The organism is Streptomyces sp. EDA2-14 (assembly GCF_054963755.1).
The window spans coordinates 1-24,100 of sequence record NZ_JBUEGE010000035.1; the positions used below are offsets into that span (position 1 = coordinate 1).

The following is a 24,100-nucleotide window of genomic DNA, read 5'->3' on the forward strand; positions in this document are numbered from 1 at the left end:
CGTCTCCTTGCCCGCGTTGATGAGGTCGGGGTCGACCGCGTCGTCGGTGGGGTAGGGGCCGGTGCCCAGGATGCCGTTCTCGGACTCCAGGATGACCTCGACGTCGCCGCCGAGGTAGTTGGGGATCAGCGTCGGCAGGCCGATGCCGAGGTTGACGTACTGGCCGTCGCGCAGCTCACGCGCGGCGCGGGCGGCCATCTCTTCACGGGTCCAGGACATCAGTTGCTCACCGTCCGCTTCTCGATTCCCTTGTCGGTGGCCTGCTCCGGCGTCAGGGCGATGACGCGCTGGACGAAGATGCCGGGCAGGTGCACGGCGTCCGGCTCGATCTCGCCCGGCTCGACCAGCTCCTCGACCTCGGCGATCGTGATCTTTCCGGCCTGGGCGGCGAGGGGGTTGAAGTTGCGGGTGGACTTGTTGAAGACCAGGTTGCCGTGCCGGTCGCCCTTGGCGGCCCGGACGAGCGCGAAGTCGGTGCGGATGCCGCGCTCCAGGACGTACTCGATGCCGTCGAAGGCCCGGACCTCCTTGGGCGGGGAGGCCTTGGCGACGCCGCCGGTGCCGTCGTAGCGCCAGGGCAGGCCGCCGTCGGCGACCTGGGTGCCGACGCCGGCCGGGGTGTAGAAGGCGGGGATGCCGGCGCCGCCGGCGCGGAGCCGCTCGGCGAGGGTGCCCTGGGGGATCATCTCGACCTCGATCTCCCCGGCCAGGTACTGGCGGGTGAACTCCTTGTTCGCGCCGATGTAGGAGCCGGTGACGCGGGCGATCCGCCCCGCGCTCAGCAGTACCGCGAGGCCGGAGTCCATGGCGCCGCAGTTGTTCGACACCACCGACAGGTTCCCGGTGCCCTGCTCGCACAACGCCTTGATCAGCACGTTCGGCACACCGCTGAGGCCGAAGCCCCCCACGGCGAGAGACGCACCGTGGGGAACATCGGCAATGGCTGCGCCCGCGTCGGCGAGGACCTTGTCCATCACGCCTCTCCCGCCGGGGTGGCGAGCGCCGACGGATGCTGGGCCAGCGGCGATACGTCGATGGTCATGTAGGGGAACAACGGCAGGTTCCACAGGATCTGGTGGAGCGCTTCGTTGTCCTCCACGTCGAACACGGAGAGATTGGAGTACTGGCCGACGAGGCGCCAAATGTGCACCCACCGACCGGACTTCTGAAGGGCCTGGCAGTAGGCCTTCTCCCTGGCGACCAGGTCTCCGCGGACTTCGTCGGGGAGGTCGCGCGGGATGGCCACGTCCATGCGTACGGCGAAGAGCATCGGGGAATCACACCTTGTCGAGGACGAAGTCGTAGGTGACCTCGTGGTTGTTGCCGGTTCCGGTCGGGGTGGGATCGAGGATGAGTTCCGGCTTCACGGCGGAGGCGATGTCGTCGGCGACGTGCGAACCGCCCTTGAAGTACAGCTGGGTGGTGATGAGGTCGTGCCCCTCGGCGGACACCTTCAGGTGGAGGTGGGCCGGGCGCCAGGCGTGCCAGCCGGCGGCGGCGATCAGTCGGCCGCAGGAGCCGTCGGTGGGGATCTGGTAGGGCGCGGGCTGGATCGTGTGGATCTTGAAGTTGCCCTGGTCGTCGGCGACGACGGTGCCGCGCAGGTTCCACGTCGGGATGTCGGGTGCGAACTGCGAGTAGAAGCCGTCGTCGTCGGCCTGCCACATCTCGACGTGGGCCCCGGCGAGCGGGGTGCCGTCGACGGAGCGGACCTGGCCCTGGAAGAGCAGCGGGGTGCCGGGTTCGTCGGCGCGCATCGGCAGGGTCGCCTCGGCGGGCAGGGTCGGCGAGTCGGGCGCGTAGTACGGGCCCTCGATGGTGCCCTTGCTGCCCTCGCGGTTCTCGTTGGCGACCTCCTCGACGACGTGCTCGATCCACACGTCGAGGAACAGCGGCCACTCGCCGTCCTCGCCGACCGAGATGAGCCAGGACTTCAGGGCGTCGTACTCGGCGTAGGTGACCTTGTGGCGGCGGATGATCTCGTGGGTGGCCCGGAGGAGGTCGGTGACGAGGGTGTCGACGCGCTCGGTGTCGACGTCGGCGGCTCCGGTGCGCAGCTTGGCGCGGAACTGCTCGGTGGCGGCGGCGCCGGATGCCGCGGCGGTTGCCTGCTCGGCGATGGTGTCCGTCATGGTGTTCCCGTCCCTTGGAGTCGGATGGTCACGTGTCCTGCCGGTAGCGGGACAGCTTGTCGGGGTCGATGGCGATGCCGAGACCGGAGCCCTCGCGCACGCGCAGGGTGCCGTCCTCGATGGTCAGCGGCTCGGTCAGCAGGTCGTCGCTCATGTCGAGGAAGTTGGACAGTTCGCCCGCGTACTGGGAGCTGGTGCGGTGGGCGGCGCCGAAGGCGACCGAGCACAACGTGCCGATCTGGCCGTCGATCTGATTGCCCATCACGACAGGGACGCCCAGACCCTCGCACTCGTGCAGCACCCGCTGGGAGGCGGTGAAACCGGTGCGGGCGGTCTTGATGCTCACGGCGTTGGCCGAACCGCCGAGGACCTCGCGGGTGACTTCGGCGGCCCTGGTGGCGCTCTCGTCGGCGATGAAGGGAATGGCGCAGCGCTCGACGAGCCAGCGGCGGCCCAGTACGTCGTCGGCCGGGCACAGTTCCTCGGCGAAGAGCAGGTTCAGGTCGCTCATTTCGTTCAGTGCGCGGGCGGACTCCGCGGCGCTCCAGCCGCGGTTGCCGTCGATGTAGAGGTCGACGCCGTCGCCGAAGGCCTCGCGCAGGGCCCGGCAGGCCTGGACGTCGTCCCGGTAGGGGCGGCGCCCCACCTTCACCTTGAAGGTGGTGATGCCGTGCACGTCGCGGATCCTGCGGGCCTCGGCGACCATCTGGTCGGCCGGTGCGAAGCCGACCATGTGGCTGACCTTCATACGGTCGCCGTAGCCGCCCAGCAGTCCGTTGACGGGCTGGCCCGAGGCCTGTCCGAGGATGTCCCACAGCGCCATGTCGAGGGCGGCCTTGGCCGTCGGGTTGCCGACGGTGCGGTCCAGGCGCTCGTGCACGACCTCGCGCTCCAGGGGTGTCAGGCCCAGGATCTGCGGGGCGAAGATCTTGTCGATCACCGCGACGATGGATTCCTGGGTCTCGCCGTAGGTGTAGGGGCGCGGTGGTGCCTCGGCGGTGCCGACCAGACCCTCGTCGGTGTGGACGCGGACGAGGACGTGGTCCGCGGTGTGCACCTCGCCGCTGGCGAAGCGCAGGGGCTTGACGTAGGGGATGGCGAAGGGGATGGCCTCTACGCGGACGATCTTCATGCCGCTCCTTCAAGGAACACGTTGTGGCGCTCGAGCACCTTGAGCAGGTGCCGTAGTACGGGGGAGTCGTCGTCCTCGCGCCAGGCCAGGTCCAGGCGGACGCTCCCGGCGTCGTCGATCTCCTTGCAGACCACGCCCTCGCGGGGTGCGGAGCGGATGGAGTCGGGCAGTACGGCGATGCCGAGCCCGGCGGCCACCAGGGCGAGCGCCGCCGAGGTCTCGGTGACTTCGTAGGCGCAGTGCGGGTAGAAGCCGGCCGCGGTGCAGCTGCGGACGACGGCGTCGTTGACCACCGAGCCGAGGGTCGCCCCGTACATGATGAAGTCCTCGTGGCGCAGCTGCCGGACGCGGACGGTGTCGGCCTCGGCGAGCCAGTGGCGCTCGGGGACGGCGACGAGCAGGGACTCGGTCGCGATGGCGCGGTGGGTGATGCCTTCCTGGCGGACCGGCGGGCGCAGGACACCGATGTCGAGACGGCGTTCGACGAGCGCGGTCTCCTGTGCGGGTGTGAGCATCTCGGTGTGCACCTCCAGCATGACTTGGGGCATCTCGCGTTTCACGAGCCGTGCCAGTGCGGGCAGTTGTCGGTACGAGGCCGAACCGGTCAGGCCGATGCGCAGCACCCCTTCCGCGCCGGAGGAGAAGCGCGCCACCCGGGCGACCGCCTCGTCGACGGCCTGGAGGATGCGCTCCACATCGGTGCGGAACACTTCGCCCGCCCCGGTCAGGGCGACCTGCCGGGTGGTGCGGCGGAACAGTTCCACGCCCAGTTCCGTCTCCAGGCGCCGGATGGCCTGGGAGAGCGGCGGCTGCGCCATGTGGAGCTGTTCCGCCGCCCTGCCGAAGTGCTGTGTCTCGGCGAGGGCCGCGAAGTAGCGGAGATGCCTCAGTTCCATCGGTTGCCCCTGTCGCTTCGTGTCGGAGCCCTCGAATACGGATCAGCGTAGGAGGCACTCCCATACCGCACAAATACTTGATTGAAGGCTATTCATATGCCCGCGATATCAATACCCCCCTGGGTCAACCCCGGGGAAATGCCCGGGGACGATGCTTCACCGCGCTGTCATGGTGCTGAAAAGCGGCCGTAACACGCCGTTGCCGACCGGGTGGTCCGGGCGGTGGGACACCGATCAGCGGAGGGACGGGATCATGGCCGAGGCTTTGAGCCGTGCGCGGACCATCCTCGAAGGCGCTCTCGTGGAGGACCCGGACAGCGGCACGTACCGGGTCCGGCGGAACATCTTCACCGACGAGGAACTCTTCGAGCTGGAGATGAAGCACATCTTCGAGGGGAACTGGGTCTATCTCGCGCACGAGAGCCAGCTCCCGGAGGTCGGCGACTACTTCACCACCCACATCGGCCGGCAGCCGGTGGTCGTCTCCCGTGACAAGCAGGGGGAGCTGCACTGCCTGATCAACGCGTGCAGTCACCGCGGCGCGATGCTGTGCCGCCGCAAGACGGACAACCGCACCACCTTCACCTGCCCGTTCCACGGCTGGACGTTCAACAACACCGGCAAGCTGCTGAAGGTGAAGGACCCGCGAGAGGCGGGCTACCCGGAGCAGTTCAACAAGGACGGCTCCCACAACCTCACGAAGGTCGCCCGGTTCGAGAACTACCGCGGATTCCTCTTCGGCAGCCTCAACCCCGACGTCAAGCCGCTGGCCGAGCACCTCGGTGACGCCGCCGTCGTCATCGACATGATCGTCGACCAGTCGCCCGAGGGCCTGGAGGTGCTGCGCGGCTCGTCGACGTACCAGTACGACGGCAACTGGAAGCTGCAGGCGGAGAACGGCGCCGACGGCTACCACGTCTCCGCCACCCACTGGAACTACGCCGCCACCCAGGCGCGACGCACCTCCGGCGAGTCGAAGAACGACACCAAGACCATGGACGCCGGCGGCTGGGCCAAGCAGGAGGGCGGCTTCTACTCCTTCGACCACGGACATCTGCTGCTGTGGACGAAGTGGCTCGACCCGGCCAACCGGCCCCTGTTCGACAAGCGCGAGGAACTGGCCGGGCGCGTGGGCGCCGAGCGCGCCGACTGGATGATCGGCGTCTCCCGCAATCTCTGCCTCTACCCGAACGTCTACCTGATGGACCAGTTCAGCTCGCAGATCCGGCACTTCCGGCCGATCGCCGTGGATAAGACAGAGGTCACCATCTACTGCATCGCCCCCAAGGGCGAGCCGGCCGAGGCCCGCGCCCAGCGCATCCGCCAGTACGAGGACTTCTTCAACGCCACCGGCATGGCCACCCCGGACGACCTGGAGGAGTTCCGCTCCTGCCAGAAGACCTACATGGCGGCGTCCACCGCCCCCTGGAACGACCTCAGCCGGGGCGCCGTGCACCAGATCGACGGTCCGGACGAGGACGCGAAGAAGATCGGCATCAACCCGATCGCCAGCGGCGTGCGCACCGAGGACGAGGGCCTGTACCCCATCCAGCACGGCTACTGGCTCGGCACTCTGAGCAAGGCCCTGGAGGAGACCAAGTGAGCACGGCGACCGAGCAGTTCACTCTCGAGCGGCTCCAGCAGTTCCTCTACCGCGAGGCCCGTCATCTCGACGACCGCGAGTTCGAGCAGTGGCTGGAGTGCTACCACCCCGACGCCGAGTTCTGGATGCCGGCCTGGGCCGACGACGACCGGCTGACCACGGACCCGCAGCGCGAGATCTCGCTGATCTACTACTCCAGCCGCGCGGGCCTGGAGGACCGGGTGTTCCGCATCCGCACCGACCGCTCCAGCGCGACCAGCCTCCCGGAGCCGCGCACCGGCCACAACATCAGCAACGTCGAGATCGTCGCGCGCGACGGCGACCGGATCGACCTGCGCTTCAACTGGTTCACCCTCTACTACCGCTACCAGACCACGGACACGTACTTCGGCACGTCGTTCTACACGCTTGACGTCTCCGGGCCGCAGCCCCTGATCACGCGGAAGAAGGTCGTCCTCAAGAACGACTTCGTGCACCACGTCGTCGACGTCTACCACCTGTGAACCGACCCGCCCGCACCACGAAATGAGCTTCGCATGACCTACCAGGTAGCCCTGAACTTCGAGGACGGCGTCACCCGGTTCATCGCTTGCCGCCCCGACGAGACCGTGGCCGAGGCCTCCTACAAGGCCCGCATCAACATCCCCCTCGACTGCCGCGACGGCGCCTGCGGTACCTGCAAGTCCCTGTGCGAATCAGGCAGTTACGACGGGGGCGACTACATCGAGGACGCCCTCAGCGACGACGAGTCCGCCGACGGGTACTGCCTGCCCTGCCAGATGACACCGCACAGCGACCTGGTGCTGCGCATCGCCTCGTCGTCGACCGCCGCCAAGACCGGTCCTTCGGCCCATACCGCCACCCTCACGGACATCAAGCGGCACTCCGACACGACCGTCGAGTTCACCCTCGACCTGGCCGAGCGCGACCAACTGGACTTCCTGCCGGGCCAGTACGTGAACATCGCCGTCCCCGGCACCGACGAGCACCGCTCCTACTCGTTCAGCTCCGGACCCGCACAGGGCCAGGTGTCCTTCCTGGTGCGGATCGTCCCCGGCGGCGCCATGTCCGGCTATCTGAGCGAGCGGGCCAAGGTCGGCGACCACCTCGAACTCACCGGCCCCATGGGCAGCTTCTACCTGCGGGAGCAGAACCGGCCCGCACTGCTGCTGGCCGGCGGCACCGGCCTCGCGCCGCTGCTGTCGATGCTGGAGGAGATGACACGCAAGGCACCCGAGCACCCCGTGCACCTGCTCTACGGAGTCACCTCGGACCGCGACCTCGTCCATCTGGACACCCTGGAGGACTACGCGGAGGTCATCCCCGGTTTCACGTTCGACCACTGCGTCGCCGATGCCGCCAGCACGGCCCGCAACACCGGCTTCGTCACCGGCCTGATGGACGCGAAGACACTCAACGACGGGGACACCGACATCTACCTCTGCGGCCCGCCGCCCATGGTCGAGGCCGTCCGCAGCCACATCACCGCCCTGGGCGTGACGCCGTCCACCTTCCACTACGAGAAGTTCACCCCGGCCCTGACCCGGGAGACGGCGGAGGTCGCCGCGTGAGCGTGCACCCCGACCGGTTCGCCGGACAGCGCGTCGTGGTCACCGGCGCGGCACAGGGCATCGGACTCGCCGTGGCCCGGCGCCTGGCGGCGGAGTCCGCGACGCTGCTCCTGGTGGACCGCTCCGAACTCGTCGCCGAGGCCGCCGACGACATCAAGGCCACCGCGTGCGTCACCGACCTCGAGACCTACGAGGGTGCGGAGGAAGCCGTGTCCAGCGCCGCCGCACACCTCGGCGGCGTCGACATCCTGGTCAACACGGTCGGCGGAGCCATCAACTTCAAGCCGTACACCGAGTTCACCGCCGCCGAGATCCAGGCCGAGGTGAGCCGGTCGCTGATGCCCGCCCTGTGGTGCTGCCGCGCGGTCCTGCCCACCATGGTCGACCAGGGACACGGCACCATCGTGAACGTGTCCTCGGCAGCCACCCGCGGAATCCACCGCATTCCCTACTCGGCGGCCAAGGGCGGCATCAACGCCCTGACCGCCTCGCTCGCCTTCGAGTACGCCGACTCCGGGATCCGCGTGGTGGCGACCGCACCGGGCGGCACGCGGGCTCCCGAGCGGCGGATCTCGCGGGGGACGCCGCCGCAGCGGTCGCAGCAGGAGAAGGACTGGTTCCAGGCACACATCGACCAGACACTCGGCTCCTCCCTGCTGAACCGCTACGGCACCCTGGAGGAACAGGCGGCCGCCATCTGCTTCCTGGCGTCCCCGGAGGCCTCGTACATCACCGGGTCCGTACTGCCGGTGGCGGGCGGGGACCAGGGGTGAGCGGCGCCGTGAGTGCTAGCGTGCAAGCAGATGAACGACCGGCCTGAGCAGCGACGACGTCTGATCGGCCGGGCGGGCGAGCAGAGCGCGCTCGCCCGGAGGATCGACGCGGCCTTCGCGGGACGACCCGGCATCGTCCTGGTCGAGGGACCGGCGGGCAGCGGCAAGTCGGCGCTGATCGAGGACGCTCTCTCCCGCCACTCCGGCACCCTGATGCAGGTCGCAGGAGTGAGCTGGGAATCCGGCGTCCCCCTCGGCCTCGCGGCCCAGCTCCTGCTCGCCGACGCCCCGGAATCGGTCCTCCAGGCGGCCCGGCTCCTGCGAGCGCGGCTCACCGCGCGCCAGGAACGCGGGCCGCTGCTCGTCGTCGTCGAGGACGCACACTGGGCGGACGTCGAGAGCCTGCGGGCGATCTCCTCGGCGCTGCGCCGACTGAAGGACGAGCGTGTCCTGATCGTGCTGTCCGCCCGCACCGACATCCACGAGGTCATCGAGCCCCGGGCGGCGACCCCACCGGCCCTGCTCGACACACTGGACTTCCTCGACGGCTGCCGCGACGACGCCGTGCGGATCCTGCCGCTGGGCCCCGAACAGGTCCGGCAACTGGCGTACGACTGCCACGGCCTGGTGCTCCCGCTGCCCGCGGCACGCCACCTGTGCCGCCACACCCGGGGCAACCCGCGGCACATCCAGCAACTGCTCCACGAACTCCCGGCCGAGATCTGGCAGGACTGGCGCCCGGAACTCCCGGCCCCGGCCCGCTACACCACGGTCGTCCAGCACCGCCTGGACCGCTGCGGCCGGCGGGCACGGGCCCTGGTGGAAGCCTGCGCCGTGCTCGGCGACGACGTGGCGCTCACGCAGGCCGCCGAACTGGCCGGCCTCGACGAACCGCTGACGGCCGTGGACGAGGCACGCACCGCCGGACTGCTCGTCGCAGGCGTCGACCCCGGCCGCCTCCAACTCGCCTTCGCCCAGCCCCTGACCAGGGCGGCCGTCCTCACCACCCTCGGCCTCGCGCGCCGGGCCGAACTGCACCACCGCGCCACGGGCATCGTCCACGACCGCGGCCGGCGCCTCACACACATGGTCGCCGCCGCGCCGTCCGTCGATCAGGAACTCGCCGCGGACCTGGACGCCTACGCCACGGAGCGCGCCCAGGCGGGGGAGTGGGCCACCGTCGCCGACACACTCGTCCAGGCCAGCCGGCTCAGCCCGCGGCTACGGGACCGGGAGGACCGTCTCCTGCGCGCGGTCGACGCGATGATCGGCGCCGGTGACGTACCGCAGGCCGGTCTGTTCGCCGCGGAGCTGGAGAGCTTCCCGGCCACGACGCTGCGCGAGGTCGTCCTCGGATACCTCGCCATCATGCGCGGCCGCCCCGCGGAGGCGGACGCCTTCCTCGACCGGGCCTACGCCCAGTGCGACCCCGCGCGGCAGCCGGACCTCATGGCCAAGATCTGCCAGCGCCGCGTACTGCACGCGCTGGGCGGCTGGGACGGCGAGTCCCTCGTCATCTGGGCGAGGCGGGCGCAGGAGCTCGCCGACCCCACGGACCCGTCGGCCATCGAGTCCGAAGCCGTGCTGGGCCTGGGGCTCGCCGGTTCCGGCCGCCACGAGGAGGCCGTCGCCGCCTACGAAGTGGTGGCAGCGCGCCTTCCCGGTGGAGCACAGCCCCAGCGCTTCCAACTGGGGCGCGGCTGGGTCGACCTCGCGCTGGACATGCCCGAGGCGGCACGACGCCGCCTCGAAGAAGCGGTCCCCACCAGCTTCCGCCTGGGGTCCACCCGCATCTCCCTGTGGGCGCAGGCGTGGCTGGCCCGCACCCAGTTCGCGCTGGGCAGCTGGACCGAGGCGCTGGAGACGACGCAGCGGGCGGAGGCACGTCTGGTGGAGGCCCGGATCGAACTGGTCCGCCCCCTGGTTCACTGGACCGCCGCCCAGATCCACGCGCTGCGCGGCAACTGGGACCAGGCCGAGACGCATCTGACCTCCGGCTCCGCAGTCGCCCACCAGTACGAGGTGATGCTCGTGCCGTCCTGCCTGGCGCGGGCCCACGTGGCCGAGGCACGCGGCGACTACCAGCGCGTCCTCGACGCCCTCGCCCCCATCGTCCAGCTCCCCACCCGCAAGTCCATCGACGAGCCGGGATTCTGGCCGTGGCAGGACATCTACGCCAACGCCCTGGTCATGACGGGACAGCTCAAGGAAGCCGAAGAATTCCTCAGCCCCTACGAGGAACTCGCCGACCTCCGCGACCACAGATCGACGCAGGCACGGCTCGGCCTCGCACTCGGCCGCCTGGCCGGAGCCACCGGGGACATCGACGGCGCCCGAGCCTGCTTCGAGAAGGCCCTCGACCGCCTGGATCCGCTGCCCCTGCCCTACGACAGGGCGCGGGTGAACTTTGCGTTCGGCCAGACACTGCGCCGCGCGGGAAAGCGCCGAGAAGCCGACGCGGTGCTCACCAGCGCGCGAGAGGTCTACGCGACGCTCGGCGCGCGGACCTACGTAGAGCGCTGCGACCGCGAGATCCAGGCCGGTGGTGTGCACGCGGTGCGCTCCGGCGAGGACCTGTCCCGGCTCACCGCCCAGGAGAGAGCCGTCGCCCGGCTGGTCGGCGCGGGAGCGACCAACAAGCAGACGGCCCTGGAGCTGTACATCTCCGTCAAGACGGTTCAGTACCACCTCACCCACGTGTATTCGAAGCTGGGCATCCGCTCGCGCAGCGAACTCGCGGCACGGTTCAAGGAGACGTAGCCGGTGCGGTCGGCCGGTGGGCTTAGGCTTCCGGCCATGGCATCGACCCCGAACCCGACGCATCCTCCGGTCCGCTTGGAGACGGCCGAGCGGGTCTGGCGTCTCGTCGTCGACGAGGCCGACCGCGGGCGCGCCGAGCCGGAGCAGGTGCGGCTGGCGTGTGTCCTCACGCTGGCGCGGGCGACCGGTGGGCGGGCGAGGGTGGGGGAGCTGCAACAGGTCACCGTCGACGACGTCGACCTGGAGGCGGGCGCGGTCGGAGTGTGGCACGCGCGGCCGGGCCCGGCGACCGGCTCGCGCTACCTGCGCACGTATCCGCTCGACGACGCCTCGTTGACGGTGGTCGGCTGGTGGTTGGAGGCCCGGAAGCGGGTGATGCACGGGCCGATCGAAGGCGACCGGGTGCGGGCGTTGTTCGTGACGGTGCGGGCCGCGCACAAGCCGGACGGCACGTTGTATCACGTCGGAATGCCGATTCACCCGCGCGGCATGCAGCAGTCGTGGGACCGGCTGATCGGCCGGCTGAATGCCCGTCATGTCGGCGAGCCGGGCTTCCCGTTGCCGCGCCGCTTCGAGCAGATGCGCCGTGCGTGGCGGTAGCAGGTCACCAGTTCAGACGCGGCGAATGTTCCAGACAGCACACACCGGCATCACGGGGTTCGGTGCATGTCCCACAGGCCCGCCGGCCGGGCTGTCAGGACGTGCCGTCGAAGGCGACGTCCTTGGTTTCGACTGTTCCTGCCGTCCGTCCCGGCGCGCTCTGGCGGGACCAGTACAGGTTCGTGTGCGCGATGACCCGGGCCGGCGACGGTGCGCCCCAGGCCGTCTTGTCGCCCGTCGTGTGGGCGTCGCCGACCAGCACCGCGTCGTACCCCCTGACGAACGCGCCGTGGAGCGTCGAGCGGATGCACGCGTCGGTCTCCGCGCCGACGACGACGAGCCGCCCGACCCCGAGCCCCGCGAGCACGGTCTCCAGATCGGTGTCCTCGAAGGAGTCGCCGTAGTTCTTGTGGACGTGTGCCTCGCTGTCCTGTGGGGTCAGTTCCGGGACGATGCGCCAGTCGTCGCTCCCCTTGGTGAGGTCTTCGTCGGAGTGCTGGACCCAGACGACCGGAACGCCTTCCCGTCGTGCACGGCCGACGAGGCCCGCGATGTTCGCGACCACCACGTCCCGCCGGTGGACTCCTTCGACGACCCCCGTCTGCACGTCCACGACGAGAAGCGCGGTGTTCGGCCGGTTCTCCAATGTGGTCATGATCGTCCTTCGCTGTCGCCGGAATGGTGCCCTGAGCAAACCACACAAGTGGGCGCGGGAGCCCGACGTTTGACGACGGATACGGGCTCGACGCCGCCTCGAATCCGATGGTCCGAACGCGAGCACGCCTTCACCTCGACCAACCGGGCGGTCTTCGACGCGGCCTTGGAATGACACCCGAAATGCTACGCAGAGTGACGGTGGGGGAGCGGCAAGGGGTGACCCGTGCCCTCGTACGTCACGGTGGGTCACCCCCGGGTCGGCCCTCCCGGGAGGCGCGACGGCGGAACCTGTGAGTGGCTGGGTGGTGACGGGATGTGTATCCGTCAGCCTTCGTCTCACTCAAGGAGTCTTCATGAAGCCGATGATCAAGCTGGGTCTCACGGCAGCCGCGGCCGGTATCGCCGTCCTCGGGGGCGCCGGCATGGCTGCGGCAGACAGTGACGCGTGGGGCGTGGCGCAGAACTCGCCCGGTGTGATCTCCGGCAACCTGGTTCAGGCCCCGGTGCACGTCCCGGTCAACGCCTGCGGCAACGCCGTCAGCGTCATCGGGCTGCTCAACCCGGCCTTCGGCAACGGCTGCGCCAACGGCTGACCATGGCAGGCAGGGGGAGCCCCCGGACCCGAAGGGGTCCGGGGGCTCCTTGCCGAACGGCTTCGGAAGCCGATGTCTCCCCTTGACGCCTCGGCACGTACGCCGATGATGGCCGGGTGAGGACACGGAACGGTGAGTCGGTGCTGGCGAGGGCCGTGAAGATCTTTGAGGCGTTCACGCCGGACGAGCCCGCGCTGACCGTCTCTGAGATCTCCCGGCGTACGGGGCTGCACGTGGCCACCGCCTCGCGGCTCGTCGCCGAGCTGGTGTCGCACGAGTTCCTGTCCAGGGATGCCGACCGACGGGTTCGTATCGGCCTTCGTCTGTGGGAGTTGGCGACCCGGGCCTCGCCCGCGCTGTCGCTGCGGGACGCCGCGATGCCGTTCATGGAGGGCGTCCACGACGTGGTGGGCCACCACGTGCAGCTGGCGATGCTGGACGGTGACGAGGTGCTGTTCCTGGAACGGCTCAGCGCGCCCGGCGCCGTCGTCAACTACACCCGCATCGCGGGCCGGCTGCCGCTGCACGCCTCCTCCAGCGGACTCGTTCTCCTCGCGCACGGCCCCACCGACCTGCTCCGGCGCGTCCTGGAAGAACCCCTGCACCGCTACACCGCGAACACCCCGGCGACGGAACGACGACTGCGGCAAGTGCTCGCCGACGTACGGCAGCGGGACTTCTCCTGCTGCCCCGGTTACGTCCATCCGGACGCATTGGGTATCGCCGCCCCCATCCGCGACGCGGGCGGAAACGTCCTGGCCGCGCTCTCCGTGATCGTGCCCAACGAAGGCGGCGGCTCGGCCGTCGTGCCCGTGGTGCGGACCGCGGCGCGCGGAATCTCCAGGGCGCTGCACATCGCCGTGCGCCGGGCACCGCCCGGATTCCCTCTCAACCATTGAGAATCCGCTCGCCCGGGCCGCGCGTCGACGCGCATTCTTCCTGCAACCCAAGGGCGGGAGGCGACAACGTGGTCGACACCAACGTGGTGACACTCGCAGTCACCGGCAAGGAGACCGTGGCCGACGGCGTGGTGTCGGTGACACTCGCCCGCCCGGACGGCGCACGACTTCCCGACTGGACGCCGGGCGCGCACATCGACCTGATCCTCCCCGACGGCACGGTGCGGCAGTACTCGCTGTGCGGAGACCGCTGGGACGCCCACACGTACCGCATCGCGACCCTCCGGGAGCAGGACGGCCGCGGCGGTTCCGCCTACGTGCACGACAGACTGCGTATGGGGGACCGGGTCGGCGTCGGCGGCCCCCGCAACAACTTTCCTCTCGTGCCTGCCGATCGCTACGTCTTCATCGCGGGCGGCATCGGCATCACGCCCCTGCTGCCGATGCTGCGGCAAGCGCATCTGCTGGGCGTGGAATGGGAGTTGTTGTACGGAGGGCGCAGTCGCGGCTCCATGGCCTACGCGGCGGAGCTGGCGGCCGAGTACGGACGTCGCGTGCACGTCGTCCCGCAGGACGAGCGCGGGATGCTCGATCTGGACGCGTGGCTGGGCGAACCCCGCTCGGACACCAAGGTGTACTGCTGCGGGCCCGCGCCGCTGCTCAACGCCGTGGAGCGGGTCTGTGCCGGATGGCCTCCGTACGCGCTGCGGACCGAGCGGTTCGTCGCCGCGGAGCGCACCGCTCCCGTGCGCGACACTCCTTTCGAGGTGGAGCTGCGGCGCAGCGGACACGTCGTCACTGTCAGCCCCGAGGTCACCGTCCTGGAGGCCGTGCGCGCGGCCGGCGTCGATGTGCTCTCCTCCTGCGAGCAGGGAACCTGCGGAACCTGTCTGACGCCGGTCCTGGACGGCAGCCCCGACCACCGCGACTCCGTCCTCACGGACCGTCAACGCACCGCGAACGACTGCATGTTCGTGTGCGTATCGCGCTCACGCGGCGACCGCCTGGTGCTCGACCTCTGAGCGGGCCGACACCCGCCGCCCGAATTCCCCCAATGTTTCGTCCGAGGAGCCGCCGTGACCGAGACCATCCCGCGCGCCCAGACACCTCCGGCCAGCGACGCCGACCCGTTCTCCCACGACAACCTGCTGGACCCCGAACCGCTGCACCGCGCGCTGCGCGCCGCAGGCCCGGTCGTGTACCTCACCCGCTACGACGTCCACGCCTTCGCCCGCTACGAGCACGTGCACGCGGCGCTCGTCGACTGGCAGAGCTTCGAATCGGGATCCGGAGTGGGGCTGGCCAACTTCCGTCACGAACAACCCTGGCGGACCCCCAGCCTCCTCCTGGAGGCGGACCCGCCCGCGCACGACGCGCCGCGTCGCGTGCTGCGCGAGATCCTCGCACCGCCCGCGCTGCGCCGGTTGCGCGAGCTGTCGTTCGCTCGGGCGGAGGAACTCGTCGACCAAGTCCTCACCGCAGGGGACGAGTTCGACGCCTTCCCGGCGCTTGCGGAAGCCTTCCCACTGCGTGTGTTCCCCGATGCGGTGGGGCTCGGGCCCGACGGCCGCGAGAACCTGCTGCCGTACGGGAACATGGCCTTCAACGCCTTCGGGCCACGCAACGACCTCGTCGCCGCCGACGCCGACCGGGCGGCGCGACTCGGCGCCCGGGTGGGGGAGCAGTGCGTGCGGGAGGCGCTCACCGAGGACGGTTTCGGCGCGGCCGTCTGGGCCGCTGCCGATCGTGGCGACATCACCCACGAGCAGGCGCCCTTGGTGGTGCGCTCGCTGTTGACCGCGGGCGTCGACACCACGGTGCACGGCCTGGCGGCCTGCCTCTACGCCTTCGCGACGCATCCCGAGGAGTGGCAACGGCTCAGGGAGAAGCCGGACGTGGCCCGGATCGCGTTCGAGGAGGCGGTGCGCTGGCAGTCGCCGGTGCAGACGTTCTTCCGTACGGCGACGCGCGATGTCACGGTCGCGGGGACCGTCGTGCCCGAGGGGACGAAGATCCTGATGTCGCTCGGCTCCGCGAACCGCGATCCGGACCGCTGGAGCGACCCCGACCGGTTCGACCTCACCCGCGACCCGTCCGGTCACGTGGGTTTCGGCATGGGGCTGCACCAGTGCATCGGCCAGCACGTCGCCCGGCTGGAGGCCGAGGCGCTGCTGACGGCGCTGGCCCGCCGGGTCGAGAGCTTCTCGCCGACCCGCCCGCCTCGGCGCCACATCAACAACACGCTCCGGTCCTGGGCGTCGCTCCCCGTCCGGGTCCACCTCGCCACCTGACCGCGACGTCGACGTGGACGCGCCATTCTGGCCGGAATTCTCTTCCCAAACATCAATTTCATGATTTTCTCAGAGTCAGGCACTAGCGTCGGTCAGTGATGACGACACTCGGCCCCAAGCGTGCACCGTTGCCCCCAGCCTCTGAGTCGCAGTCAACAGACGTGCCCCTCAGACCCGACGGGCGCGGGAAGAACGCGGCCGGGCCGGCCGATCGGCAGCGGGATCCGTTTCTGGACAACGCCAAGTACTTCACGATCGTGCTTGTCGCCCTGGGCCATTCGTGGGCGCCGCTCGCCGAGGACAGCCGCATGGCGAGCGCGCTGTACATGGTCGTCTATGCCTTCCACATGCCGGCGTTCATCATCGTCTCCGGCTACCTCTCGCGCAGTTACGAGGGCACGCCGCGGCAGTTGAAGCGGCTGGTCACGGGAGTGGCGCTGCCGTACGTCGTCTTCCAGACGCTCTACACCCTCTTCATGCGGCTCATCGACAACCCCGACCGCGAATTCCACTACCAGCAGCCGGGCTTCGCGCTGTGGTTCCTCGTCGCGCTCTTCCTGTGGCGCCTGACGACGCCGCTGTGGAAGAACATCCGCTGGCCGGTGCCGGTGTCTCTGGTCATCGCGGCGGGGGCCAGCGTGACGCCCAGCATCGGCGCCGACCTCGACCTGATGCGCATCGCGCAGTTCCTGCCGTTCTTCGTGCTCGGCCTGAAACTGCGTCCGGACCACTTCCAGTTGCTGCGCCACCGGAGGGCGCGGCCCCTCGCCGCCGTCGTCGCCCTCGGCACGCTGGGCTTCGCGTACTGGGCCGTGCCGAAGATGTCCAACGCCTGGCTGCTGCACGACAAGGCGGCCCAGGACCTGGGCGTGCCCGCGTGGACCGGCGCGATGATGACGTTCGCCCTCTTCGGCTGCTCGCTCGTCCTCACCGCGAGCTTCCTGGCGTGGGTGCCCAGGCGCCGTGCCTGGTTCACCGCGCTGGGGGCCGGGACCCTGTACGCGTACCTGCTGCACATCTACCCGATCCGCTTCGCCCGCGTGGACGACTGGTACACGGCCGGCTGGGTGGACACACCGGTCGGGCGCCTCGCCGTCACGGTGCTCGCCGCCACGATGATGACGCTGCTGTGCACCGCACCGGTCAGGAAGTGCTTCCGCTTCCTGGTCGAGCCGAAGGTGAGTTGGTTCTTTCCGGCCACGGCGCCCGCGGGCCCGCAGACCCACGCGAAGGTGCCCGCCGCACCGCGGGAGCGCACGCCTTCCTACGAGCCGTACGGCTAGGAGGTGCCGCCCGGCTGCGCTGCGTCCCGTCGCGCCGCTTCTGCGAGCAGGATGCCCAGCCGGCGCAGGACGTCCACTTGGGCGGGGTTGAAGAGATCCAGGACGGCCTTGCCGACGGTCTTCTTCGCGAATTCCTCGCCCCGCGGGGCGTCGGCGGGCAGGGTGCGCAACCCGGGGTGCTCCCGTTGCAGGGACTGCACGAAGGGAACGAGACGCTCGGCGACGTCGGCGCGGGTCTCTTCGTCCGCGTCGGCCGGCAGGTGCTCGAACGCCGCCCCGGCGGGATCGATGACGGGTTTCTTCATCAGGTCGGCGTAGGCCGCCGTGCCCTTCGGGCCGAGCACGGTGCTCATCACGGTGAGGAACGAGTGGTCCGTCTCCGACATCGGGGTGTCGGCCGCGGCCGCCGTGGCGAATTCCAGGGGCAGGTCGGTCGGGACCTCCTTGCGCAGGATGAATCCGAGTTCCATCCTGGCGCGCTGCAACCGTTCGATGGTGGCGGCCAGTTCGGCGTCGAGCGTGCGCAATGCTTCCTCCGGATGATCGTCGGTCGCGCTCATCTCCGCGATCCGGGACAGGGGGAACCCCAGGTCGACCAGGCGTTTGATGCGCAGCAGCCGGACGAGATGGGCCACGCCGTACTGCTTGTAGCCGTTGGCCCGGCGCTCCGGCTCATCGAGCAGACCGACCTCGTGGTAGTGGCGTACGGCCCGCAGGCTGGTGCCCGCGAGCTCGGCGATCTCACGCGTGCTCCATGCCATTGCTTCGCACTCCGTTCGACTCTTCGTGGCTCGGCGCGCGGCCTGTGCCCACCCCGTTCGCTCGCTCCATTCGAAACCATGCCGTCGCGGCACGGTCAAGCGCCACCGCGTCCCTCACGGACCGGCTTGACTGTGCCGCAGCGGCACAGTTTCTCCTGGTTCACAGCGCACCGACGGCACGGATTCGCGACGACCGAGGAGTACGCCATGACCGAGCACCACCGCACCGAAACGGCCGGGCTCCGCCCCGCCGGGCAGAGCCAGGCGCAGCAGAAACTGCTCGACCAACTCGGCGGCACCAAAGGGATGGTGTACTCGGCGGTCCCGGTCGCCGCCTTCGTCGCCGCGAACGCCGCGCTCGGCCGGCTGCCGGTGGCGATCGGCATCGCGCTCGCCGTGGCCGTGCTCATCGCCGGGTGGCGGATGGCGCGCGGCGAGCCGTTCACCGCGGCGTCCAGCGGGGTCTTCGGCGTCGCGGCGGCGGGCGGTGTCGCGGCCTGGATCGGCTCGGCGGGCGGGTTCTTCCTGATCGGGATCTGGGCGAGCTGCGCGGGCTCGGTGCTCCTGGCCGGCTCGCTGCTGGCCCGCAGGCCGTTGACCGGCCTGTTGTGGAACGCGCTGCACGGCAACCGGCACCCGTGGCGGGACGACCGTCCCAGCCTGCTGGCGCACGACCTCGCCACCGCCACCCTGACCGTCCTGTTCGCGGCCCGGTTCGGCGTGCAGCTGTGGCTCTACGAGAGCGACTCCACGGGCCTGCTCGCCCTCGCCAAGGTCGGCATGGGCGCACCGCTGCTCGCGCTGGCGCTGGTCGTCGTCCTCTGGGACTTCCGCCGTTCGACCAAACGGCTCGTGGAGCGGCCTTGACCCTGCCGCGACGGCACGGTGTCACCTCCTCCCACCACGCACCGTGCTTCCGTCGAGCGAGCCCGGTGCCCGGCCCACCCATCTCCCGGAGAAGACCATGAAGAAGATCCCGCTGCCCGCCGCGGCCACCGCCGCCTTCACCGTGCTGGCCCTCGCCGGCGCCCATGTCGCGCCCGCCGGCGCGGCACGGTCCGCCGCCCCCACGGCATCCGCCGCCGATGACGCGGTGACACATGCGGACAACGAGCGTGTCCCCAAGGGGGCCGCGTGGACCCAGCACTACTTCCCGTCCTCCGACGGCTCCGGCACCGATCTGCACGCCGATGTCCTGTTGCCCGAGGACCTGCCACAGGGCAAGAAGGTGCCGGTCGTCCTCTCGGTCGGCTCCTACTTCGGCCACTCCGGAGAGCTCTCGGACGAGAAGTGGAAGAAGACCGGCCCGTCCGCACGTTTCAAGGACCTCGTCGAGGGAGGCGACCTGTTCCAACGGGGCTACGCCCTGGTCCAGGTGGACCTGCGCGGCTTCGGCGGGTCCAGCGGCTGCCTCGACTACATGGGCAAGGGCGAGCAGGCCGACGTCAAGGCGGCGATCGACTGGGCGGCCAAGCAGCCCTGGTCCACCGGCAAGGTCGGCATGTACGGCAAGTCGTACGACGCGACGACCGCCCTCGTCGGCAACAACCTGGACCAGGACGCCCTGAAGGCCGTCGTCGCCCAGGAACCCGTCTGGGACATGTACCGGCTGACCCGCTCCAACAGGGTGCCGAAGCTCGGCGGCGTCCTCGCCCCCAACACGTACAACCAGATCGCGCAGCTGCCGCCGCTGCCCGACGACCAGAAGCGTTACAAGAAGAACAACCAGTACGAGCTGAAGCACCCCGAATGCGCCGCCCTCAACACGGACAACAACCTCAAGGCCGATCCCGGGGACCCGTACTGGCGACAGCGCGACCTGGCGCAGCAGGCCAAGGGCAGTGACACCCCGCTGTTCTTCACCCAGGGCTTCATCGAGTCGAACACCACGCCGGAGGCGATGCAGGAGTACCTCGCGGGCCACCGGGGCACCGAGCGCGGCTGGCTCGGCCAGTGGGACCACGTACGCGGCAACGAACGCACCGAGGACGGGCGCCTGCAGATGGGCCGCGCGGGCTGGTTCAAGGAAGTCATGTCCTTCTACGACCAGCAGCTCAAGGGCATCGACCCCACGACCGACCACCCGGCCTTCGCCGTCCAGGACAGCACCGGAACCTGGCGCGCCCAGGACACCTGGCCGATCGCGGACCGGTCCGCCGATGTGCCGCTGCGCGACGGGTCCTACGTGGACCGGGGCGAACCCGGCGCATCGGCGAGCTACTTCACGTGGTCCGAACCGGTCCAGCGCGACGTCCGCCTCACCGGCACACCCCGGATCCACCTGAACACCGAGGGCAGCGGCAACGTCATGGTGAAGCTGTACGACGCCGCACCGGACGGCTCCGCCGTCATGTTCGACCAGCAGGTCGCCATCGCGGACGACTCCGGCCGCGTCGCCGTGGACCTCAAGTCGACCGACTGGCGGCTCAAGGCCGGGCATTCCCTGGCCGTCGAGATCGGCACGATCCAGGACGGCGCGTGGGTCGACACCCCGACCGGCGACCCCATCAAGGTGAACGACGCACGTCTCACCCTCTCCGTCGACGACCCCACCGACGACCGGGCCACCGAGGGCAGGCGCTCCCCGTACCTCGACACCTACCTGAAGACGTACACGAAGAAGCAACTGCCCACACAGCCCCCGTCGTTCACGGTCCCCACGACACGCGACTGACACCGGGCGCCGCGGCGGTCGCGCCGCGCGTCGCGCTGACACATATCGTCAACTGATTGATTCTCACGGATCTGGTCGCTGTCCCGGATCTGCGTAGGGTTCCAAGAAGGCGGCAGTGCGGCATGTGCGCACTCGATCCGCTGCCGCGCCGAGTGTTCAGGCGACCCCACGAGAGAAGGAAACACACCCTTATGCGCGCCCTTGTGGTCGATCACAGTGAGGCCGGACCCCTCCGGTTCGCCGATGTCGACGAGCCCGTACCGTCCACCGGCGAGGCGTTGGTGGAGATACGGCACATCGGTCTCAACTTCGGAGAGCTGAACTACGTGGACCAGTGGCCGGCCGGCGCCGTGCACGGTCACGACGCGGCCGGCGTCGTGGTGCGCGCCGCGGCCGACGGCTCGGGGCCGCCCGAAGGTACGCGCGTCGCCGTGGGCATGGCTCCCCACGCGTGGGCGGAGCGGATGGCGGTCAGTCCCGCCTCGCTCGGCACCGTCCCCGAGGGCGTGGACCTGGCCGACGCCGCCGCGCTGGGGATCGCCGGCGTCACCCCGCTCCGGGTGCTGCGCACACGTTCCCTGCTGGCGCGCAATGTGCTGGTCACCGGCGCCAGCGGGGGCGTGGGGCACTTCGCCGTCCAACTGGCGGCGCTGGCGGGCGCCCGGGTGACGGCACTCGTCGGTTCGCCGGAGCGGGCCGCCGGACTCCGTGAACTCGGCGCCGACAAGGTCCTCACCGACCTGGCCGGGACCGGGGACCGGTTCGACCTCGTCCTCGACACGGTCGGTGGGCCGCTGGTGGCCCGGGCGTGGAGTTCCCTCGCCGAGGGCGGCACCATCCACCTGGTCGGTTACTCGTCGGGGCAGGACACCACGTTCCCGTCAGGGGTTCTGTTCGGCTTCGGCGAACCCCGCAGCATCGCCACGTACGGCGACATGACGCCGACCGGCGGGGAGTTGACGGACCTGCTGGGCCTCATGGCCGCCGGGAGGCTCTCGGCGCCGGTCGGACTGCGAGGCGACTGGCGGGGCGTGGGCGACGCAGTCCGGGCGCTGTTCGCGCGGAAGGTGCACGGAAAGGCCGTCCTTGACGTGGCCTGAAGCGGTGGACGAGCACACCCGTGCCTCGCCCGCCGGTGGGTGGTTCGTGGCGGTGGACGAGAATGGACCCATGGATGTGCTGGCGGAGGCCCTGCGTGTTTCGGGGGCGCGTGGGGCGCTCGGGGTCGTGCTGGAGGCCGGTGGAACCTGGGGCCTGTATCTGGACTCCTCTCCAGGAGCGGCACTGCACGTGGTGTCCCGCGGCACCATGTGGCTCCACATCAAGGGCGAGAAACCTCTTCGGGTGCAGGCCGGAGACGCCGTCCTGGTACCGCCGGGCACCGCACACGGAATAGCCGGCGGCGCCGACGTGACGACGGGTTCCTGCGACCGGGAGGCAGCGGCCCGGTCCTTCGACGACGGCCGAGCCCTGCGGCTGGGCTCGGCGCCGGTGCAGACGGAAGTCATCGTCCTGCACTACGAGCAGGACCCGGAGGTGCGCACACCGGTCCTCACCTCCCTCGCCCGGCCGATGCACGTCACCGCAGGGGAGAACGCACAGTTCAGAAGGGTCGTCGAACTTCTCGCCGCTGAGCTCGCACAGCCGCAGATCGGCACCACCGCCGCCGTCAACAGCATCGTCGACCTTCTGCTCGTCCAGTTCGTACGCGCCTGGCTGGCCCGCCACCCGCAGGAGCGGTCCGGCTCGTGGCTGGGAGCGATGCGTGATCCGGTCGTGCGCGACGCGCTGGCGTGCGTCCACGCCCGACCGGGACACCCCTGGACCACGGAGACCCTGGCCGCCGCGACGAGCGTCTCCCGGGCGACGCTGTCCAGACGTTTCCGGTCCGCCCTCGGACAGACGCCGGGCGCGTACGTGACGCAGTGGCGCATCGACCTGGCGTCCGTCCGGCTCCGTGACACCGACGAGCCCGTCGAGTCGATCTCCGGCGCGGTCGGCTACGGCTCTCCGCACGCTTTCAGCCGCGCCTTCCGACGCGCCCGGGGCACGGCCCCTGGCGAGTATCGTTCTCGACTTCGCCAGTGAACCGGTGCTCACTGGCCGAGCAGGGACAAGCAAGCGAGGACGACGTCGAGTTGATACCCGGCCGTGCGGGCCAGGGCGATCGGTACGGGGCGCAGTGCGCGGTCGGCCTCGGCGTGCCAGGCGGTGAAGAGGGCTTCGACCTCGGCGCCTGCGGCGGCGGTCCACTCCCTGTGTGCGGGCGTGGTGGGCTGCTCGGTGTGCAGACGGCGCAACAGCATGCCCGCGGCCCGCAGGGGCAGCAGATACGCGGTGTCCTGGTCGGCGCCGGCCCTGGTGTCGGAACGGTACAAGGCGGCGACCAGCTCCATGGCGTGCAGGGTGTCCGTGATCGCGGGAAGGAAGGGATCGGTCGGCGAGGGAGCCAGCCGCTCGACGACGGGACGCAGCAGTCGTGCCGCTTCCTCCAACCGGTGGACGCCCGCCCCGGCGGCCAGTTCGTGGGAGCGGGTGGCCCACATGGGCACCTCGGGCATCAGCGCGATCCGCGCGCCCCGGTCGGTGGCGATGTGCCCGCTGCTCACGCCGTACGGGCGGCGGGTGCTGCCGGGCCCCGGCTGCTGATGCCCGGCCGACGGCAGCGCGAACACCCCCGGTCCGGGACTGCCCCAGCCGATCGCGTCCGACGGCGAGGTCGACACCGGCAACCGGTGTCGCTGCGCCGCCTGTTGAAGGACAGGCACGAGACATGGATCGGGCCTGCCCGCGATCAGAAAGGCTCCGCCCGTATCGCTGTTGTGCAGGCTGACGAGGAGATCCGGCCGGACCCGGTCGATGATCCGCTGCACGGCGCGCGCTTCGGGCAGAGCGTCGTCGAAGCCGTCGCGGGGGAACGTCCACTCGGGCTGGTCCGCCTGCGCCGGCCGGTAGAAGCCCCGGTGATACGCCTCCATGGACAGCTCACCGGTCGACCACCACGCTTCGTTCAGCAGTGCGCCGTCGACGTCGAAGACCGGCACCAGATGCCAGGTGGCGCCCAGCGCCCGTGGATGCCGAGTGGCGTGGCGTGCCAGAGCTGAGATCGTCGCCAGCCCGACCGGTTCATTGGGGTGGGGCATCCCCAGGACGAGGACGCGCACGGGCCCGCCCCGGACGGTCAGCAGCTCCAGCGGACGACCCGCCCGTGACTGCCCGACGACCCGCAGGTGGCACCGATCCGGCTGCGCAACGGCCAACTCCCGCAAAGTGTCGCGCAGTTCGCGGCACGTTGGTGGGCGTGGGCCGACGAGCCCGGCAGCGGCCGAAGCGGTCATGGGCATCACGGCCTTCCGCACTCCCACTTCTCACTCCTTGGCGACGAGCCTGCGACGCCGGGCCGGGGGAGTCCAGGCCATGACGGGACATACCTGTGCGCGCCCCCGCCGGGGCGGGAAGCGAGGGCGTGCTGCCG

The 24,100-nt window shown here is 70.2% G+C and carries 24 protein-coding genes; 15 read left to right on the forward strand and 9 right to left on the reverse strand.

Annotated elements, in window-relative coordinates; all coding sequences use genetic code 11:
• The 6 genes from ACY34M_RS41055 to ACY34M_RS41080 form a co-directional block, all read right to left on the reverse strand.
• Positions 1 to 219, reverse strand: a 219-nt coding sequence (locus ACY34M_RS41055) for a CoA-transferase (RefSeq protein ID WP_462723839.1), incomplete at its 3' end; no start/stop codon positions are given.
• On the reverse strand, positions 219 to 974 hold the full coding sequence (locus ACY34M_RS41060; RefSeq protein ID WP_462723838.1) for a CoA transferase subunit A: 756 nt from the start codon (positions 972 to 974) through the stop codon (positions 219 to 221). The genes ACY34M_RS41055 and ACY34M_RS41060, both read right to left, overlap by 1 nt.
• The gene (gene catC, locus ACY34M_RS41065) at positions 974 to 1,270 is read right to left on the reverse strand and encodes a muconolactone Delta-isomerase (protein ID WP_462723837.1); all 297 of its coding nucleotides are present in this window, start codon (positions 1,268 to 1,270) and stop codon (positions 974 to 976) included. The genes ACY34M_RS41060 and catC overlap by 1 nt, the downstream gene beginning before the upstream one ends.
• A gap of 7 nt (positions 1,271 to 1,277) precedes the next feature.
• Entirely contained in the window at positions 1,278 to 2,132 is an 855-nt protein-coding gene (gene catA, locus ACY34M_RS41070) for a catechol 1,2-dioxygenase (protein WP_462723836.1), read from the reverse strand.
• A gap of 28 nt (positions 2,133 to 2,160) precedes the next feature.
• The gene (locus ACY34M_RS41075) at positions 2,161 to 3,264 is read right to left on the reverse strand and encodes a mandelate racemase/muconate lactonizing enzyme family protein (protein ID WP_462723835.1); all 1,104 of its coding nucleotides are present in this window, start codon (positions 3,262 to 3,264) and stop codon (positions 2,161 to 2,163) included.
• Positions 3,261 to 4,160 (reverse strand): LysR substrate-binding domain-containing protein, encoded by a 900-nt coding sequence (locus tag ACY34M_RS41080; protein WP_462723834.1) that lies wholly within the window; start codon positions 4,158 to 4,160, stop codon positions 3,261 to 3,263. Before ACY34M_RS41080 ends, ACY34M_RS41075 begins: the two co-directional genes overlap by 4 nt.
• A gap of 253 nt (positions 4,161 to 4,413) precedes the next feature.
• Between ACY34M_RS41080 and benA the strand changes: the two genes are divergently transcribed.
• From benA to ACY34M_RS41110, 6 genes are read left to right on the forward strand one after another with little or no spacing between them, the layout of a single operon-like run.
• Positions 4,414 to 5,763: a benzoate 1,2-dioxygenase large subunit gene (gene benA, locus ACY34M_RS41085; protein ID WP_462723833.1), complete on the forward strand. Its 1,350-nt coding sequence runs from the start codon at positions 4,414 to 4,416 to the stop codon at positions 5,761 to 5,763.
• Positions 5,760 to 6,266: a benzoate 1,2-dioxygenase small subunit gene (benB, locus tag ACY34M_RS41090; RefSeq protein ID WP_462723832.1), complete on the forward strand. Its 507-nt coding sequence runs from the start codon at positions 5,760 to 5,762 to the stop codon at positions 6,264 to 6,266. The genes benA and benB overlap by 4 nt, the downstream gene beginning before the upstream one ends.
• A gap of 33 nt (positions 6,267 to 6,299) precedes the next feature.
• Positions 6,300 to 7,334: a benzoate 1,2-dioxygenase electron transfer component BenC gene (gene benC / locus ACY34M_RS41095; RefSeq protein ID WP_462723831.1), complete on the forward strand. Its 1,035-nt coding sequence runs from the start codon at positions 6,300 to 6,302 to the stop codon at positions 7,332 to 7,334.
• On the forward strand, positions 7,331 to 8,107 hold the full coding sequence (gene benD, locus ACY34M_RS41100) for a benzoate diol dehydrogenase BenD (protein WP_462723830.1): 777 nt from the start codon (positions 7,331 to 7,333) through the stop codon (positions 8,105 to 8,107). Before benC ends, benD begins: the two co-directional genes overlap by 4 nt.
• 30 nt (positions 8,108 to 8,137) lie before the next feature.
• The gene (locus ACY34M_RS41105) at positions 8,138 to 10,867 is read left to right on the forward strand and encodes a helix-turn-helix transcriptional regulator (RefSeq protein WP_462723829.1); all 2,730 of its coding nucleotides are present in this window, start codon (positions 8,138 to 8,140) and stop codon (positions 10,865 to 10,867) included.
• A 36-nt stretch (positions 10,868 to 10,903) separates the two neighbouring features.
• A complete protein-coding gene (locus ACY34M_RS41110; protein WP_462723828.1) occupies positions 10,904 to 11,467 on the forward strand; it encodes a tyrosine-type recombinase/integrase in 564 nt (187 codons plus the stop codon).
• Between the two features lie 94 nt (positions 11,468 to 11,561).
• Here ACY34M_RS41110 and ACY34M_RS41115 read toward each other — a convergent pair whose 3' ends face one another.
• On the reverse strand, positions 11,562 to 12,122 hold the full coding sequence (locus ACY34M_RS41115) for an isochorismatase family protein (RefSeq protein WP_462723827.1): 561 nt from the start codon (positions 12,120 to 12,122) through the stop codon (positions 11,562 to 11,564).
• A 355-nt stretch (positions 12,123 to 12,477) separates the two neighbouring features.
• Between ACY34M_RS41115 and ACY34M_RS41120 the strand changes: the two genes are divergently transcribed.
• The 5 genes from ACY34M_RS41120 to ACY34M_RS41140 all read left to right on the forward strand — a co-directional run bounded on the left by ACY34M_RS41120 (position 12,478) and on the right by ACY34M_RS41140 (position 17,190).
• Positions 12,478 to 12,717, forward strand: a complete 240-nt coding sequence (locus tag ACY34M_RS41120) for a chaplin (protein ID WP_462723826.1) — start codon at positions 12,478 to 12,480, stop codon at positions 12,715 to 12,717.
• A gap of 155 nt (positions 12,718 to 12,872) precedes the next feature.
• On the forward strand, positions 12,873 to 13,616 hold the full coding sequence (locus tag ACY34M_RS41125; protein ID WP_462723825.1) for an IclR family transcriptional regulator: 744 nt from the start codon (positions 12,873 to 12,875) through the stop codon (positions 13,614 to 13,616).
• 68 nt (positions 13,617 to 13,684) lie between these two features.
• Positions 13,685 to 14,638 carry a PDR/VanB family oxidoreductase gene (locus ACY34M_RS41130; protein ID WP_462723824.1) on the forward strand — a complete coding sequence of 318 codons (954 nt, stop codon included), beginning with the start codon at positions 13,685 to 13,687 and terminating at the stop codon, positions 14,636 to 14,638.
• A gap of 54 nt (positions 14,639 to 14,692) precedes the next feature.
• A complete protein-coding gene (locus tag ACY34M_RS41135) occupies positions 14,693 to 15,907 on the forward strand; it encodes a cytochrome P450 (protein WP_462723823.1) in 1,215 nt (404 codons plus the stop codon).
• Positions 15,908 to 16,068: 161 nt separating this feature from the next.
• Positions 16,069 to 17,190 carry an acyltransferase family protein gene (locus tag ACY34M_RS41140; RefSeq protein WP_462723822.1) on the forward strand — a complete coding sequence of 374 codons (1,122 nt, stop codon included), beginning with the start codon at positions 16,069 to 16,071 and terminating at the stop codon, positions 17,188 to 17,190.
• Here ACY34M_RS41140 and ACY34M_RS41145 read toward each other — a convergent pair.
• Positions 17,187 to 17,951 (reverse strand): MerR family transcriptional regulator, encoded by a 765-nt coding sequence (locus ACY34M_RS41145; protein WP_462723821.1) that lies wholly within the window; start codon positions 17,949 to 17,951, stop codon positions 17,187 to 17,189. The genes ACY34M_RS41140 and ACY34M_RS41145 overlap by 4 nt on opposite strands.
• 207 nt (positions 17,952 to 18,158) lie before the next feature.
• On the opposite strand from ACY34M_RS41145, the gene ACY34M_RS41150 reads away from it, so the two are divergent.
• From ACY34M_RS41150 to ACY34M_RS41165, 4 genes are all read left to right on the forward strand, one after another.
• Positions 18,159 to 18,818: a DUF3159 domain-containing protein gene (locus ACY34M_RS41150; RefSeq protein WP_462723820.1), complete on the forward strand. Its 660-nt coding sequence runs from the start codon at positions 18,159 to 18,161 to the stop codon at positions 18,816 to 18,818.
• A gap of 97 nt (positions 18,819 to 18,915) precedes the next feature.
• Positions 18,916 to 20,625 (forward strand): CocE/NonD family hydrolase, encoded by a 1,710-nt coding sequence (locus tag ACY34M_RS41155; protein ID WP_462723819.1) that lies wholly within the window; start codon positions 18,916 to 18,918, stop codon positions 20,623 to 20,625.
• Positions 20,626 to 20,816: 191 nt separating this feature from the next.
• Positions 20,817 to 21,725: a zinc-binding dehydrogenase gene (locus ACY34M_RS41160; RefSeq protein WP_462723818.1), complete on the forward strand. Its 909-nt coding sequence runs from the start codon at positions 20,817 to 20,819 to the stop codon at positions 21,723 to 21,725.
• 70 nt (positions 21,726 to 21,795) lie between these two features.
• Positions 21,796 to 22,713, forward strand: coding sequence for an AraC family transcriptional regulator (locus ACY34M_RS41165; protein ID WP_462723817.1), 918 nt, complete (start codon positions 21,796 to 21,798; stop codon positions 22,711 to 22,713).
• A gap of 8 nt (positions 22,714 to 22,721) precedes the next feature.
• On the opposite strand, the gene ACY34M_RS41170 is transcribed toward ACY34M_RS41165, so the two are convergent.
• A complete protein-coding gene (locus ACY34M_RS41170) occupies positions 22,722 to 23,990 on the reverse strand; it encodes a M14 family zinc carboxypeptidase (RefSeq protein WP_462723816.1) in 1,269 nt (422 codons plus the stop codon).
• Positions 23,991 to 24,100: the final 110 nt, after the last annotated feature.